Here is a 15,435-nt window from a genome sequence, read left to right as displayed (position 1 = left end):
GAAGCTCGTCAGAACGCGCTCACGTAGAGGCCACCGTCGACCGGGATGTTCTGTCCAGTGAGATAGCCGGCATGAACCGAGCACAGGAAGGCGCAGATCTGGCCGAACTCTTCCGGCGTGCCGAGGCGCTTTGCCGGTACGTCGGCGCTGATGCGGGCCTTGCGCGCGGCGGCCGCTGCCGGGTCTTCCGGCGTGCCGGCTTCATGCGGGCCACGCAACCGGTCGGTGTCGAGCTTGCCGGGCAACAGGCTGTTGATGGTGACGTTTCGGTCGATGACCGTGCGGGCCACGCCGGCAAGGAACGAGGTCAGGCCGGCGCGGGCGCCCGACGACAGGTCGAGGCCCGGGATCGGCACATAGACCGACAGCGAGGTGATGTTGACGATGCGGCCGAAGCCGCGCTTGGCCATGCCGTCGATGACCGCCTGGATCAGCTCGATCGGCGTCACCATGTTCTGCGTCACGCCTTCGAGGATTTTCGCGCGGTCGAGCTCGCGGAAATCGCGAAGCGGCGGGCCGCCATTGTTGTTGACCAGGATGTCGGGGGCGGGGCAGGCGGCAAGCAATGCCTTCTGCACTTCCGGCTTCGAGACGTCGCCGGCGATCTCGATCACCTCGACGCCGAATTTTTCGCGGATTTCCTGCGCCGTCTTCGCCAACAGCTCGGCGTTGCGGCCGTTGACGACAAGGTCGACGCCGGCTTCGGCCAGCGCAATCGCGCAGCCGCGCCCCAGTCCCTTGCTCGAGGCGCAGACGATGGCCTTCTTGCCGCGAATGCCGAGATCCATGGTGATTTCTCCTTTTTCGAGGCGGCAAGCTAGCGCCTGGGCTGGACCAACCGCAACCGTCATACGGTTGTTGCATGAATCGAGGCATAGCACGCCAAAGAAAGGTGGAAATCGCGATGTCCGGTCCAGAGCCCCGCACTTTTCGCACCATGTTCATTTCCGACGTGCATCTCGGCTCGAAAGCGGCCAAGGCCGATTTCCTGATCGATTTCCTGCGCCACCATGACGCCGATACCATCTACCTGGTCGGCGACATCGTCGACGGCTGGCGCCTGCGGCGCAACTGGCATTGGCCGCAGAGCCATAACGACGTGGTGCAGAAACTGCTGCGCAAGGCGCGCAAAGGCGCCTCGATCACCTACATCGCCGGCAACCACGACGAGTTCGCCCGCCAGTTCCAGGGCGTGCATTTCGGCGGCATCGTCGTTGCCGACCGCGCCATTCATGAGACCGCCGACGGCAGGCGGCTTCTCGTCATCCATGGCGACCAGTTCGACACTGTGGTGCACAATCAGCGCTGGCTCGCTTACCTCGGCGACTACGCCTATGACACGGCAATGCTGGTCAATCGCCTCGTGACGAGACTGCGCCACCTGCTCGGCCTGCCTTACTGGTCGTTCTCTTCCTGGGCGAAGGTCAAGGTGAAGAAGGCGGTGAACTTCATCGGATCGTTCCAGACGGTGCTCTCCGAGGAAGCGCGGCGCTCGCATGTCGACGGCGTGATCTGCGGCCACATCCATCACGCCGCGATCGAAAGCTATGGCGACGTGCAATACATCAACACCGGCGACTGGGTGGAAAGCTGCACCGCGGTGGTCGAGCATTTCGACGGCCGCATGGAGATCCTGACCTGGGCGCATGTGCTGCCCGATGTTCCGGCCGGCAAGGACGCGCCGGTGCGCGTCGATCTCATCGATCTCAAGGTCAAGGCTGCCTGAGCGCCTTTCCGGCTCCGAGGTTCCTTGTCTTTCAACAGCTTTAGCCAGATCGACTGGTCCAGGCGGTTCCGTCGCGCCTTGCCGCGTGATAGGGATCGAAACGCGTTGCGGGTCGTGGAATGCAGCGTAATTGGATCGATTCATGCCGCTGCCGCCGCTTTCGCCTGAGCAACTCGTCAAGCCCGCCCATTTCGAACTGCGCATGAGCCTGATCTTCGCGACATTGTTCGTGTCGCAGGGGACGCATCTGCCCTATTTTCCGCTCTGGCTGGAGGTGAAAGGCTTCCACGCCGAACAGATCGCAGTCATCCTGGCCGCGCCGATGTTCCTGCGCGTCGTGACGACGCCGATGCTCACCGCGTTTGCCGACCGGGCGAAGGACCGCGCCAATGTCTATATCGCGCTGGTCGCGGCGACGATGATCATTTCGGCCGGCTATTTCCTGCCGGCCACCTATGCGGGCGTGCTGGCCATCTCGCTGTTGCTTTCGATCCCTTGGACGCCGCATTCGCCGATGGCCGATTCGCTGGCTCTGTCGGGCGTCCGCCGCTTCGGCTCCAACTACACCGCCATGCGCAAATGGGGTTCGATCTCCTATTTCTGCGCCAATATAGTCGGCGGCTTCATCCTGGCGGCCACCGGCCCGCAAGCAGTTCCGGCGATCATCTTTGTGGCCCTTGCCGCAGCGCTTGCCGCGGGTTTGTGGGCGCCGCGGATGGGCAAGCCTCGCAAGGCGTCGCCATTATCGGCGACCGACATTCAGCATTCGGCGCCAAGCCTCTTCAACGCCTATTTCCTCTATTTCACGCTGGGTGTCGGCATCATCACCGCCAGCCACGCCTTTCTTTACGGCTTCGTGTCGATCTACTGGAAGTCGATCGGCATCAGCGATTCCGTCGTGGGCCTGCTGTGGGCCTGGGGCGTGGTTGCCGAGGTCTGCATGTTCTTGTTCTTCAACCGCATTTTCGCCTCCGTTTCCGTCGTCAGGGTGATGGTGATCGCCGGCATCGGCTCGATCCTGCGATGGGTCGCCTTTCCGCTGGTCTGGCCGCTGGGCCTCGGCGTCGTCGGCTTCTTCGGCGTCCAGACGCTGCATGCGGTTTCGGTGGCGATGGTGCTGATCGGCCTGCAGAAGATGATCGGCGAAACGGTTTCCGAAGAGCGCACGGGCGCCGCGCAAGGCATCGCCTATTTCTTCAACGGCTTCTTCATGGCCGCGGTCACGCTGGTCTCCGGCCCGCTCTACGATCATCTTGGCGTCGACGGGTTCCTGGCGATGATCCCGATCGCGATCATCGGCCTCGCGCTGATTGGGCTTGCCGCGCGGTCAGCCCCACAGCGCCGGCTGAGGCGGTGAGACCAGCGAGCCCTGGTAGACCAGACCCGGTTCGCGGTCGTGCGCCAAGAGCAGCGGCCCGTCGAGGTCGACGAAATCGGCACCTTGAGCCAAGAGCACTGCCGGCGCCATGGCGAGCGACGTGCCGACCATGCAGCCGACCATGATGCCGAAACCCAGCTCCCGGGCACGATCGCGAAGGATCAGCGCTTCGGTCAGTCCGCCAGTTTTGTCGAGCTTGATGTTGACGACGTCATAGAGGCCGACCAGCGCTTCGAGGTTCTTCGCCTCGTGCACGCTTTCGTCGGCGCAGATCGGCACGGGATGCGCGATTTCGCGCAAGATGCCATCACGGCCGGCCGGCAGCGGCTGCTCGATCAGCACTATGCCGTGCTCGGCTGCGAATGCGAGATTCTCGACGATGTTGTTATCGGTCCAGCCCTCGTTGGCATCGAGTATGATGCGGCTTTGCGGGGCGGCTTGCGTCACGGCGCGAATCCTTGCCGCGTCGTTGTCGCCGCCGATCTTGACCTTGAGCAGTGGCCGCGAGGCAGCGGCGCGGGCCTGCGCCGCCATCGCCTCAGGTTCGGCGAGCGACAGCGTGTAGGCGGTTTCAAGCGCCTTAGGCGAAACGACCCCGATCGCGTCCGCCACCGGCCTGGCGCCCAGCTTGGCTTCGAGATCCCACAAGGCGCAGTCGATGGCATTGCGGGCCGCTCCGGCCGGCATGGCCGCGAGCAAGGCGGTGCGGCCGATGCCGTCGATGATCTGGCCGCGCATCGCCTCGATAGCGGCGCGCACGCCTTCCATCGTCTCGCCGTAGCGCCTGTAGGGCACGCATTCGCCGCGCCCGACATGTCCGTTGTCGGCGATCGTCACGGTGATGACTTCGGCCTCGGTTTTCGAGCCGCGCGAGATGGTGAAGGTGCCCGCGATGGGGAATCGCTCCGCCTCGACCGAAATGACACGCGCCATATTTTTCTTCTCCGGCTGTGCGACCCGGTCTCCCGGCAAATCGACACGCCAGTCCCGTCACGCTAAACAGGACGCCATGTTGACCATCCGCAAACGCGACGCAAGCCGCACGCCCGCCGGTGATGCCAATCACCAGCCGCGCATTGCCGTCGGCGAGGAAGGCGACGTGCTCGGCTGCGCTTTTTCGGGTGTCTGGACGACGCGGACCGTGGCATCGGTCGATGCCGAGATGCGCAAGATCGAAAACCGCAACAGCGCCAAGAGGCTGATACTCGACCTTTCCCAGATCGAGAAGATGGACACGGCCGGCGCCTGGCTGATCGATCGGCTGGCGAGCGCTTTCGAGAAGAAAGGCGTCGAAGTCCATGTGCAGGGGCAGAGCGAGATCGCCTCAATCCTGCTCGGCGCGGTGGGCGACGCGGTGCGTCGCGAACCCGAATCGGGGCCGGCCGGACCGCCCAACATCATCCTGCGCGCGCTGGAGCTGGTCGGCCGCCGCGTCTACGAGATGCGCGACGATTTTCTGGCCTCGATGAACATCCTCGGCGCCACCATCCGCGGCGCGCAGATGAAGCTCGGCCGCGGCCATGCCGTCAATCCGGCAGCAATCTTCAACCAGATCGACCGCATGGGCGTCGGTGCCATTCCGGTGGTGGTGCTGATGTCGGCCATCGTCGGCGCCATCGTCGCCCAGCAAGGCGCTTATCAGCTCAGCTATTTCGGTGCCGACATTTTCGTCGTCGACCTCGTCGGCGTGCTGATCCTGCGCGAACTTGGCGTGCTGATGACCGCGATCATGCTGGCCGGCCGCTCGGGCAGCGCCATCACCGCCGAGATCGGCTCGATGAAGATGCGCGAGGAGGTCGACGCGCTGAAGGTGATCGGGTTGAACCCGATCGGCGTGCTGGTGTTTCCGCGGCTCGTCGCCTTGGTGATTGCGCTGCCGTGCTTGACGATCATCGCGAATTTCGCCGCGCTCGGCGGCGGCATCATCGCCGCCTGGCTCTATTCCGACATTCCACCGGCGGCATTTATCGACCGGCTGCGGGTCGCCATCGACCTCAGCACTATTTTTGCCGGGCTGATCAAGGCGCCGTTCATGGCCATGATCATCGGCACCATCGCTTCGGTCGAGGGCATGAAGGTCGGCGGCAGCGCCGAGTCGCTCGGCCAGCACGTGACCGCCTCGGTGGTGAAGTCGATCTTCGTCGTCATCATCCTCGACGGGCTTTTCGCCATGTTCTACGCATCGATTGGGTTTTGAGATGGCGGTTGCAAGCGGCAACGGGGTCAACACGGCGCAGAACGCGGACGAGAGCGAGATCGTGCTTTCGGTCCGTGACGTCACCGTTGCCATCGAAGACAAGCTGATCCTCGACAAGCTTTCGCTCGACATCGAGCGCGGCGAGATCCTGGGGTTCGTCGGCGCCTCGGGCGCCGGCAAGTCGGTGTTGCTGCGCACCATCCTCGGGCTTATGCCGAAGCAATCGGGAACCATCAGGCTGTTCGGCGTCGACGTCGACAAGGCAAGCGAGATCGAGCGCCTGCGCATCGACATGCGGCTCGGCGTCCTGTTCCAGCACGGCGCGCTGTTTTCGGCGCTGACGGTGCTGGAAAACGTGCAGGTGCCGATGCGCGAGTATCTCGACCTGCCGAAGAAGCTGATGGACGAGCTCGCCATGCTCAAGGTCGAGCTGGTCGGGCTGCCGCCGGACGCAGCGCAGAAATTCCCTTCCGAGCTGTCGGGCGGCATGATCAAGCGCGCGGCGTTGGCTCGCGCGCTGGCGCTCGATCCGGACATCGTCTTCCTCGACGAGCCGACCTCGGGCCTCGATCCGATCAGCGCGGCCGAATTCGACGAATTGGTCGTCAAGTTGCGCGATACGATGGATTTGACGGTCTACATGGTCACGCACGACCTCGACACGCTGTTCACCGCCTGCGACCACGTGGCGGTGCTCGGCAAGAAGAGGGTGCTGGTCGAAGGCACGATCGACGACATGCTGAAAAGCGAGGAGCCGTGGGTAAAATCCTATTTCCGCGGAAAACGCGCCCGGCAACTTGATCTTGCGGCTCGCGCATAGCCATAAGTGGGGCAATGGAAACCAGAGCCAACTACGTCATTGTCGGCATTTTCACGCTGGCCGCTATCCTCGCGGCGTTCGCCTTCGTCTACTGGACGGCCGCGATCGGCGAGCGTGGCGAGACGACGCTGCTGCGGGTGCGCATCCCGGGCTCGGCTTCGGGCCTTGGCCGCGGCAGCTTCGTGCTGTTCAACGGCGTCAAGGTGGGCGACGTTAAACGGGTCTATATCGATGTCGACAACCCGACCGTCGCCATCGCCGATACCGAGATCGACCGCATGACGCCGATCACGAAGTCGACGCAGGCCGATATCGGGCTCGCCGGCCTCACCGGCCAGGCCAATATCGAGCTGAAAGGCGCCGATCCCAAGGAAGTGAAGCTGCTCGACCAGGCCGAGAAAGAAGGCAGGGTTCCGGAGATCGTCGCCAATCCGTCGGCCGTGACCAACCTGCTGCAGACGGCGCAGAACATCTTCACTCGTGCCGACAAGGTGCTCACCGAGCTGGAAGGCTTCACCAAGGATGTTCGCGGACCGCTGACGCAGACCGTCAAGAACGTCGAGACCTTCTCCAACGCGCTGGCCAAGAATTCGGACGGTATCGATAAATTCCTGTCCGCCGTGAGCTCGCTTTCGGAGCAATTGCAAAATGTGTCGGGCCGACTCGACAGCACGCTGAAGGCGGCCGAGGGCCTGCTCAATTCGGTCGACAAGGACCGGATCAAGAGCATCGTCGCCAATGTCGACACGGTCACCGCGAACCTCAAGGAAACCAGCGGGCAGTTGGACGACGTGCTGAAGAACGTCGATGCCGCGGTGGGGTCGGTCAACGACTTCGCCAAGCAGACGCAAGGGACGCTCGCCAAGGTCAACGGCGTTCTCGATGGGATAGATCCGGCGAATGTCCGTACGGCGCTCGCCAACATCCAGAAGGCAAGCGACAGCGCCAACAAGGCGGCCGCCGACATCGCCAAGGTCACCGACAAGATCGCCAACCGCTCCGACGACATCAACGATACGATCAAGAATGCCCGCCAGCTTGCGCAGCGCCTCAACGACGCGTCCGTGCGCGTCGACGGAATTCTCGAGAAGGTCGACAAGCTTCTCGGGTCCGGTGAAGCCAATGGCGTGATGGCCGATGCTCGGGCGACGCTGAAATCCTTCAAGCAGGTTGCCGATACGCTGAACTCTCGGCTGGGCACTATCGTCGACAATCTGTCGCGCTTCTCCGGCCAGGGGCTGCAGGATGTCGAGGCGCTGGTCCAGGCCAGCCGGCGCTCGATCAGCCGAATCGAGGAAGCGGTGACAGATCTCAGCCGAAACCCGCAGCGCATACTGACGGGCGGCGAGGGGGAGGTCCGTCAGTTTGACGGCAGGGCACGGCGTTGACTTCCGCTGCTGCGAACGCCAAGAACATGGATTGCAGCTGCAAGTTGATCGTCAGATCCGGGGACAGTGGGGATCGCGCGTGAAGTCAGTGAGAGGGTTGAAGTCCGTTGCTGCCGCGACGCTCGTGTTCACGCTTGCAGGCTGCGCGGTACTGGGGGGCAGGCCGGCGCCGCTCGACACGTTCGAGCTTTCCGCGCCTTCGCTCGACATGCGAGGCCACAGCCGCCGCCAGATCCTGATCGCCCAACCCTCGGCGCTGAAGGCGCTGGACAGCCAGAACATCGTGATCAGGCCGTCCGACCAGTCGATCCAGTTCCTCAAGGGCGCGCAATGGGCGGACCGCCTGCCGCTGATCGTGCAGGCAAGGCTCGCCGAGACTTTTCAGCGCTCCGGCAGCTTTGCCGGTGTCGGCAAGCCGGGCGAGGGTCTGGCGATCGACTACCAGATCATCGTCGAGGTGCGGTCCTTCGAAGTCCGGGTCAATGGGGGCGAACATGCCGATGTGGACCTGTTCGTGCGCATCCTCAACGATCGCAATGGCGAGGTGCGCGCCTCGAAGGACTTCACGGCCAGCGCACCGGTCTCGGGCGGCGGAAACGCCGCTTATGTCGGTGCCCTGGACAACGCGTTCGGCCAAGCGGCGAAGGACATCGTGCGCTGGACCGATTCGGTGATCTGAACGAATGCGCGTGCCTGTGCGGTGCCGCGCAAGCTACAAACACTCGAAGACGTCTGCCTGCAATTTTTCGGATTTCAACAGATGTTGCAGGGTGTAGGTCAGCGATAGCGCATCGTCGAGCGCGTCGTGTGCCCGCAACGGAGCGTGGTCGACGCCATAGTAGTCCGCCAGCTTGTTGCTGGGTGTCCTCGGCAAATCTTCGATCGGCATCCCTGCCGCTAGCAGCAGCTTGACTGCATTGTCGAACCGGTTGGCTGGTATGGAAACGGGAATGCCGGCGATATAACAACTGATCGCGACCATGTTCAGCTCGTCCTTGCCCCAGGACCAAAAGCGCGCACCGTCGGAGAACCGGTCGATGTCGGCAAGAGCTTCTGCCAATCCGACTCCCTCGGTCTCCAGGGTTTCTTCAGTGATGCCGGTGAGCTGGGTGAAAAACGGATCGAGCGCGTATCCCCGGCCGAATCGGTCAATCGGTTGCACATAGGCGCGGTGCGTGCCTAATAGGGGAAACTCCCCCTCAAGTCCGAGCTTTACTGCGCCGACCTGGGCTATGACCGGATCGGGATCATGAGCCGCGCACCAAAATCTGCGTTGCGAGCCTTCGAGGCAAAGAAATTCGCAGTCGAAGATTATCGCTGTCTTCAAGGCCTTCCCGCCAATTCGAAGATGGGACCTGCGTCAAACTAAAAGTAGATTCTAAAATGAAGAAGCGGAGCAATGGCCCCGCTTCAGTGTCTGACAGGTGCCCCGCTCAGTGCAGGCGGCCGCTGGCGTGGGCCAGCATCGTGTAGACCTTGCCGGTGTCCGACGTGAGATAGGTTTGCGCCATGATGTTGTCGCGGTCGTTGCGCGATACGTCCTTGAGCAGCTTCTCGAAATCGTCGCAGTAGCGGTCGACGGCGGCGCGGAACTCGGCCTCGGCCTGATACTTGCGGCGGATCTCGTCGAAGGTCTGCTGGCCCTTCAGCGTGTAGAGCCGGCGCGTGAACACGTCGCGCTCGCCGCGGCGGTAGCGGTTCCACAGCTCGATCGAGGCGTCGTGGTCGATGGCGCGAGCGATGTCGACGGATAGCGAGTTGAGCGATTCCATGACATGCAGCGGCGAACGCTGGGCAGGAGTCGCGCGCGTTGCTTCGGCGGGCGTCGCCGGCTTCAACTCTTCCTCGCGCGAGGCGTTGGTCAGGAGATCACGCACCCAGCCGCCCTGCTGCGTGCGGCCGTTCGGATCGCGGCGCGGCGTTTCCGCCGGGCGCTCGAGATCGAGGGTGCCGCGCAGCGTCGTCTCGCCGAGCGGTGCCTGCGGCGCCGGGCGCTCCGGCTGAGGCTGCTGCGGCGCCGGCGGGCGGCGCAGCGGCTGCTCGGCGGGGCGAGCGGGCGACTGCGGCGCGGGGCGCAGGGCGCGCGGCTCGCCGGTCTCGCTGCTGCCGCTGCGGCCGGATTTCGCAACGATATCCGACAGTTCCTTGAGCGCGTTAATCTGCTCGGCGACGGCGCGGCGGATGGCCGAGGTCGATTCCTTGGCCTCCTCCGGCATCTCGATGACGCCTTTCTTGAGCTCGGCGCGGGTGAGGTCCAGCTCGCTCTTGATGGAGCCCGCAGTGCGCCGCATCTCCTCGGTCGCGTCGGCGAAGCGGCGCGTCGCCGAATCGACGACCTCGGCGATGGCGGTGCGAATCTTCTCCGCCGATTCCATCGTCCGGCCCTCGGCATTCTGCATCGTCTGGCCCACAAGAGTCTCGAAGGAGCGCATGACTTTCTCGAGGTCTTCCGACTTCTTGACCAGGCCGACGGCGAGGTCTTCCAGCGACGACTGCCGCTCCAGCGTGTGCTCGAGATTGCTCTGCGCGGAGCTCAGCAGGTCCGAGGCGCTCGACAGCAGGCGGCTGTGCTCGTCGAACTTGGTCGCGATCGAAGCGACCTCGCGCAACGTCGCCGACGACAGATCGGTGAGCCGCGTCGTGTTGGAATCAACGAGGCGCGCCGAGCTGGCAAAGGTCTGGGCCGCCTTCTCGGTGGTCGCCGCGAAGCTCTGCGTGCTGCCGCTCAGGCGCTCCTCGACCTGGCCGAGATTGACGGCCGCCTGGTCGATCAGCTGACTGAGCTGCGCGCTGGAGGTGGTCATGCGGCCGATAAGGTCGGCAACGCTGTCGGCCAGCGTCGAGCGGGCGCCCTCGACCGCCGAGAGCGTCTCCGCGGTACGGTTGGCGAGCGCATTGACGAGGGCCGCGTTTTCGCTGCGCAGCTTCTCGGTCGCCTGTTCGGTGACCTCTTCCATCCTCTTTTGCAGCTCGGAGCCGCCCTGGGCGAAGCGCTCGACCAGCGGACGCGCCGTCTCGTCGAGAATCTTCGACATTTCGGAGGAGCGCGTCGCAAGCATGGTGTTGAGCTCGCGGGTGTTGGCCCCGATGGTCTTTGCCGCCTCGTTGGTGCTCTGGCCGATATGCTGGCCGACCGCGGTGAAGGTTTCGGCAATGACGTTGGCGCGCGAGATGAGCTGCGCCTCGGCGCTGGAGACCTGCTCGTTGAGCTTCTGACCCATCGTTTCGGCGCCATAGGCGAGCCGGTTCTCGACGCTCGCAACCTGCTCCTCGACACGGGCCGCGGCCGCAGCGGCGCTCGAGGCCAGGCGTTCGTCGGCACCGGCGAGCGCCTGCTCGATCTCACGGGCGTGGACGGCGAGTTCCTGGCCGGTCTGGCGGGCACGGTCGGCGACGCGCTGCTCGGTGGCGGCGAATGCGCCGACAATGGTGTCGGCATGTTCGCCGATGGTCGAGGTGCTGCTGGCGATGCGCGACACCAAACGGTTGTCGGCGTCGTCGAAGATGCGGGCAATTTCAGACGCCCGCGACGACAGCGCCTCCGAACCTTCGGCAATGCGCGAGATCAGATGCTGGTCGGCGGCGTCGAAGATGCGGCCGAGATCCGAAGCGCGGGCGGCCAGCGCTTCGGCCGATTCGGTGATGCGCATGCTGAGGCGCTCGTCCGCGCCCTCGAAGTTGCGCAGGATGTCGCCGGCGCGGGTTGCGAGCGACTGCGCCGTTTCGACCGCGCGGGCGACCAGTTTCTGGTCGGCGGCGTCGAAGGTGCCGGCGATCTCGCCGGCGCGGGCGGCGAGCTTGTCGGCGGTTTCCTCGGCACGGGCCATGAGCGCGTGGGACGCATCATCGGCGCGGGCCATCAGCATGCTCGAGGTGTCCTGAGCGCGCTCGTGCAGGCGGCGGTCGGCCTGCTCGAAGGCGTTGGCAATCTCTTCGGCCCGGGCGAGCAGCGCAGCCGAAGTCTGTTCGGCGCGTTCGGCGATCTTGCGATCGGCGTCGCTGAAGGCGGCGCCCGCCTGCTCGTGCAGCGTGCTGGTGATTTCCATCACCTTGTCGCGCAGCGCGCCGGCAACGAAGACGGCGGTCTTTTCGAGGACGCCGCGGACATTGTCGACGCCGGCCGAAAGCGCACGCTCCATGGTGCCGGCGCGTTCTTCGATGATGCCGGTCTGGCGGCTGAAGGCCTGCTCGATCTTCTCGACATCGGCAGCGATCGCCGCCGAGATGTCGCTGCTCTTGGCCGCGATCTGGTCGATATGGCCGGACACCGAACGGTCGACGTCCTTGCGCGCTTCGGCGAGCTTGACGAGGTCATCTTCCAGCGCGCGGGCCAGCATGTCGCGGCCTTCGGACAGCTTGCCGATGTGACCGGCGATGACGCCGTCGATCTCCGAGCGGCTTTCCGCCAGCTTCTGCAGATCGGATTCAAGCGCCCGCTTGAGGATGTCGCGACCCTCGGCGAGCTTTTCCACCTGGCCGGAGACCAGCCCGTCGATGCCGGCGCGGCTCTCGGCGAGCTTGGCCAGGTCGGCCTCGAGGGCGCGCGTGAGGACATCGCGGCCTTCCGCGAGCTTGTCCACCTGCGCGGCGACGAGGCCGTCGATCGAGGCGCGGCTTTCGGCGAGCTTGGCGAGGTCCGCTTCGAGCGCACGCTTGAGGATATCGCGGCCTTCGGCCAGCTTCTCCACCTGGCCAGCGACCAGACCATCGATCGAGGACCGGCTTTCGGCCAGCTTGGCGAGATCGTCCTCCAATGCCTTGGACAGGGTCGAGCGGTCCTGGACGAGCCTGTCGGCGTGGGTCTGCATGAGGCCGCTGGCATTGGCCATGTCGGCATCCAGGACGCGCGACAGCTCGGCGCGATGGTCGGCGATCTTCTGCGAATGATCGACGATGGCGCCCTGGATGGTGTTGAGGTCCGCTTCCAGAGCGCGTTTGAGGATATCGCGGCCCTCGGCAAGCTTCTCGACCTGGCCGGCCACCAAGCCATCGATGCTGGAACGGCTCTCGGCCAGCTTGGCCAGATCGTCCTCGAGCGACTTCGACAGCACGGCGCGGTCCTGGACGAGCCTGTTCTGGTGATCGGAGATTGCGCCGCCGACGGTCTGCAGGTCGGCCTCCAGGGCCTGCGACAGCTGAGCGCGTTCCTCCTGCACCTTCTCGGAGTGTCCCGCAATGGCACCCCTGATGGTGTTGATGTCGGCTTCCAGGGCACGCTTCAAGATATCGCGGCCTTCGGCGAGCTTCTCGACCTGGCCGGCGACCAGGCCGTCGATCGAGGCGCGGCTCTCGGCCAACTTGGCGAGATCGGATTCGAGCGTCTGGGACAGCAGGCTGCGGTCCTCGACAAGCCTGCCGGCGTGGCTGTCGATCAGGCTTCGGATTCCGCTCAGGTCGCCCTCCAGCGCGCGGCTGAGTTCACCCCTGTCCTCCGCGAGCTTGGCCGAATGGCTCTCGATCAGGTCCCTTATCCCGGCGATGTCGGTCTCCAGCGCCTTGGCGAGCACGGCGCGGCCCTCGGCGATCTTCTCGACCTGGCCGGCGACCAGGCCGTCGATCGAGGCGCGGCTGTCCGACAGTTTGCCGAGATCGGCTTCCAGCGCGCGCGCCAGAATGTTGCGGCCCTCGGCCAGCTTGCCGACATGTCCAGCGACCATTTCGTCAATTATGGTGCGGGCTTGCACGAGTTTGCCGGAGTCTTCGTTCAGCGCCTGGGAGAGGCGGTTGCGACTCTCTTGGAGTTGCTCAAGATGGGCGCCGAGCGAGGCGTCGATGGCCGCGTGGGACTCGTTGACCTTGCGCAGGTCCTCTTCCAGCGCGCGAGAGATAAGGCTGCGACCCTCGGCCAGTTTTTGGACCTGACTGGCCACGGCCTCATCGATGCCGGCGCGACTCTCGGCGAATTTCGCGAGGTCCTCCTGCATGGCGGCGGCCATACGGTTGCTGCTGTCGGAGAGCTTCCGGCTGTGGTCTTCGATGGCTTCGTCAATGCCGGCGCGGGCATCGGCGAGGCGCTGGATGTCGGAGTCGAAGGCGCGCGACACGACATGGCGGGCCGCCTCCATGCGTCCGGCGAAATCCGTGGCGCGGGCTTCGAGCATGGAGGACGTCGACGAGATGATGTCGGCCATGTCGGCACCGATCTGGGTCTTGCCCTGATCGATCATCGACGACAGCTGGTCCTTGCTCTCGGCGAAGGTGTTGGCGATCTCGCGCGCACGTTCGACCAGAGTTTCGTTGATCTGGCGGGCACGCGCTTCGAGCGCGGCATTGAGCTTCTGGGTGCCGGTGTCGAGTGCTTCGGCGCGAGTCTGGAACTCGCTGATCAGCGCCTGGCCGCGCTCGGCCAGCGTCCGCTCGATGCCGCTGAGGCTTGCTTCGAACTCGGAGTTCAGTGTGCGGGCGGCGCCGCCGAGCAGCGAAACCATGCCGTTGGTGCGATCGTCAAGAAGATCGGTCAGCGAACGGGTAAGGCCGTCCGTGGTGTCGGTCAGCTTGGCGATGCGGGTGTCGAGCAGGCTGGCGAAGGCCTCGCCCGAGGTCGACAGGCGGTCAGTGATCGTGTCGAGCCGGGTTTCCACCGAGTCGAAGATCGACAGCGAGCTCTCGTTGATGCGATCGATCAGCGTGTCACCCGAATTGTTGATCGTCATCGACAGCTTGGTCGAGGCATTGAGGATCGAATCGCGGATGATATCGCTGGCGGCACCGATCTCATCGCGCAGCGTCTCGTGCGCGCCGTGGATCGAAGCGCGCACGCGCTCGGCATGGCTAACGACAGCTTCGCGCTCGCTGCCCAGCCCGTCGACCAGCGAGCGGATACGCGCTTCGTTCTCGGAATAGGAGCGCTCGATCTGGTTGACTTCGCTGTGGACGAGGGTTTCGAGCTCGACGGCGCGGGCCAAAGTGCGCTCGATGCCTTCGCCCATGGCGGCGACCTCGCGGCGAACGGCCTGACCGATCATCATGACGCGATCTTGGGCAAGGTTTTCCGGCTCGGCGAGGCGGAAGGCCACTTCGGTCATGGATTGCGCGGCGATGCGCATTTCCTGCGCGCGCCGGATCATGGCGGCGAAGGCCCAGAACAGGATGACCGGGATGATCGCCGCGACCGCCAGGCCGATCAGCTCGGGGCGGGCGAAGAACTGATCGAGAGTGCGGATCTGCCAAATGCTCGGCCCAAACAGCAGGTTGGCGAGGCCGCCGGCGCCCGCGATCCAGGCGAGTGAAATGAACGCGATCACCCAGTAGACGGTGCTCGAAGCGCGCCGGTTGAGGCCATGCAGAAGCGTCCGGTAATCCTTTTGGCGATCGTCATTGGCCGGCGTGAAACCGGCAGGAGCCGGCGCAAAACCGTTCGGTTGCGAGGCGCGCGATTCGACCGGGCGCAGTTCCACCGGCTTCGGCTGGGGCGCCGCCTTCGCGGCCTGAGGCTCATTTGCCGGCTCGATTCTATGGCTGCGGCCTTCGCGCGCCAGTTCATCCGCGGCCGCCGAAATCTGGGCCTCGAGATCTTCCATCGACGCCGCCATGTCGAGCCCGCCTTCGTCGCCGTTCAGGTCAAGGTCAAGCGCCTTTTCCAGTTCCGCGGCCACGTCGCTCTCGAGAGATTTGGTCGTCGTCGGTTTCTTAGCCATGCCTTCGCTACCCTGTACTAGCTGCCGCGGGACTTATGATTTTGGCCTGATTCTGGCTTGTCTGGTCCCAGACAGGAGGCTGAAAATGGACGTTCGTATCGTAATGACACACACGGGTAAAGAAAACATGCATTCCCGGCGATACGTAAAACTTTAAATATAAGGTTAACGAGAGCGTGATTTGGCTGCCTCCGTGACAACATTTTTCCCCGGCAATCGTTAACCCGTTGGCGACGGGAATCCGCCTATTTTCGGGCCGCCGGCCGGCCCTTTCTTGGAGCAGCAGTGC

10 protein-coding genes are annotated in these 15,435 nt (G+C 64.5%); 6 read left to right on the top strand and 4 right to left on the bottom strand.

Features of this window, described 5'->3' with window-relative positions; genetic code table 11:
* Positions 1-8: 8 nt before the first annotated feature.
* A complete protein-coding gene (locus CK224_RS01650) occupies positions 9-788 on the bottom strand; it encodes an SDR family oxidoreductase (RefSeq protein ID WP_067328390.1) in 780 nt (259 codons plus the stop codon).
* Positions 789-904: 116 nt separating this feature from the next.
* Between CK224_RS01650 and CK224_RS01645 the strand changes: the two genes are divergently transcribed.
* Positions 905-1,726, top strand: coding sequence for a UDP-2,3-diacylglucosamine diphosphatase (locus CK224_RS01645; protein ID WP_095780591.1), 822 nt, complete (start codon positions 905-907; stop codon positions 1,724-1,726).
* 142 nt (positions 1,727-1,868) lie between these two features.
* Positions 1,869-3,083 carry an MFS transporter gene (locus CK224_RS01640; protein ID WP_095780590.1) on the top strand — a complete coding sequence of 405 codons (1,215 nt, stop codon included), beginning with the start codon at positions 1,869-1,871 and terminating at the stop codon, positions 3,081-3,083.
* Here CK224_RS01640 and dgcA read toward each other — a convergent pair.
* On the bottom strand, positions 3,054-4,037 hold the full coding sequence (gene dgcA / locus CK224_RS01635) for an N-acetyl-D-Glu racemase DgcA (protein ID WP_095780589.1): 984 nt from the start codon (positions 4,035-4,037) through the stop codon (positions 3,054-3,056). The genes CK224_RS01640 and dgcA overlap by 30 nt on opposite strands.
* Before the next feature lie 76 nt (positions 4,038-4,113).
* On the opposite strand from dgcA, the gene CK224_RS01630 reads away from it, so the two are divergent.
* The 4 genes from CK224_RS01630 (at position 4,114) to CK224_RS01615 (ending at position 8,188) form a co-directional block, all read left to right on the top strand.
* A complete protein-coding gene (locus tag CK224_RS01630) occupies positions 4,114-5,301 on the top strand; it encodes an ABC transporter permease (protein ID WP_095780588.1) in 1,188 nt (395 codons plus the stop codon).
* 1 nt (position 5,302) lies between these two features.
* Positions 5,303-6,121 carry an ABC transporter ATP-binding protein gene (locus CK224_RS01625; RefSeq protein ID WP_067328403.1) on the top strand — a complete coding sequence of 273 codons (819 nt, stop codon included), beginning with the start codon at positions 5,303-5,305 and terminating at the stop codon, positions 6,119-6,121.
* Between the two features lie 14 nt (positions 6,122-6,135).
* Complete coding sequence (locus tag CK224_RS01620; protein WP_095780587.1) at positions 6,136-7,509, top strand: MlaD family protein; 1,374 nt, start codon at positions 6,136-6,138, stop codon at positions 7,507-7,509.
* Positions 7,510-7,588: 79 nt separating this feature from the next.
* Entirely contained in the window at positions 7,589-8,188 is a 600-nt protein-coding gene (locus tag CK224_RS01615; RefSeq protein WP_066995280.1) for an ABC-type transport auxiliary lipoprotein family protein, read from the top strand.
* A 33-nt stretch (positions 8,189-8,221) separates the two neighbouring features.
* On the opposite strand, the gene CK224_RS01610 is transcribed toward CK224_RS01615, so the two are convergent.
* Both CK224_RS01610 and CK224_RS01605 read right to left on the bottom strand, forming a co-directional pair.
* Positions 8,222-8,836: a 3'-5' exonuclease gene (locus CK224_RS01610; RefSeq protein WP_095780585.1), complete on the bottom strand. Its 615-nt coding sequence runs from the start codon at positions 8,834-8,836 to the stop codon at positions 8,222-8,224.
* Positions 8,837-8,942: 106 nt separating this feature from the next.
* Positions 8,943-15,146 carry a kinesin gene (locus CK224_RS01605; RefSeq protein WP_095780584.1) on the bottom strand — a complete coding sequence of 2,068 codons (6,204 nt, stop codon included), beginning with the start codon at positions 15,144-15,146 and terminating at the stop codon, positions 8,943-8,945.
* Positions 15,147-15,435 lie beyond the last annotated feature (289 nt).

The sequence above is a fragment of the Mesorhizobium sp. WSM3862 genome (assembly GCF_002294985.1).
Lineage (GTDB): Bacteria > Pseudomonadota > Alphaproteobacteria > Rhizobiales > Rhizobiaceae > Mesorhizobium.
The sequence above is the reverse complement of the archived record's forward strand: the minus strand, read 5'-3'. Positions and strand labels throughout refer to the sequence as shown.

What these genes read in the sequence shown, in the direction of transcription:
- CK224_RS01650 (WP_067328390.1), bottom strand. Translation starts at nt 788, where the DNA reads ATGGATCTCGGCATTCGCGGCAAGAAGGCCATCGTCTGCGCCTCGAGC.
- CK224_RS01645 (WP_095780591.1), top strand. Translation starts at nt 905, where the DNA reads ATGTCCGGTCCAGAGCCCCGCACTTTTCGCACCATGTTCATTTCCGAC.
- CK224_RS01640 (WP_095780590.1), top strand. Translation starts at nt 1,869, where the DNA reads ATGCCGCTGCCGCCGCTTTCGCCTGAGCAACTCGTCAAGCCCGCCCAT.
- dgcA (WP_095780589.1), bottom strand. Translation starts at nt 4,037, where the DNA reads ATGGCGCGTGTCATTTCGGTCGAGGCGGAGCGATTCCCCATCGCGGGC.
- CK224_RS01630 (WP_095780588.1), top strand. Translation starts at nt 4,114, where the DNA reads ATGTTGACCATCCGCAAACGCGACGCAAGCCGCACGCCCGCCGGTGAT.
- CK224_RS01625 (WP_067328403.1), top strand. Translation starts at nt 5,303, where the DNA reads ATGGCGGTTGCAAGCGGCAACGGGGTCAACACGGCGCAGAACGCGGAC.
- CK224_RS01620 (WP_095780587.1), top strand. Translation starts at nt 6,136, where the DNA reads ATGGAAACCAGAGCCAACTACGTCATTGTCGGCATTTTCACGCTGGCC.
- CK224_RS01605 (WP_095780584.1), bottom strand. Translation starts at nt 15,146, where the DNA reads ATGGCTAAGAAACCGACGACGACCAAATCTCTCGAGAGCGACGTGGCC.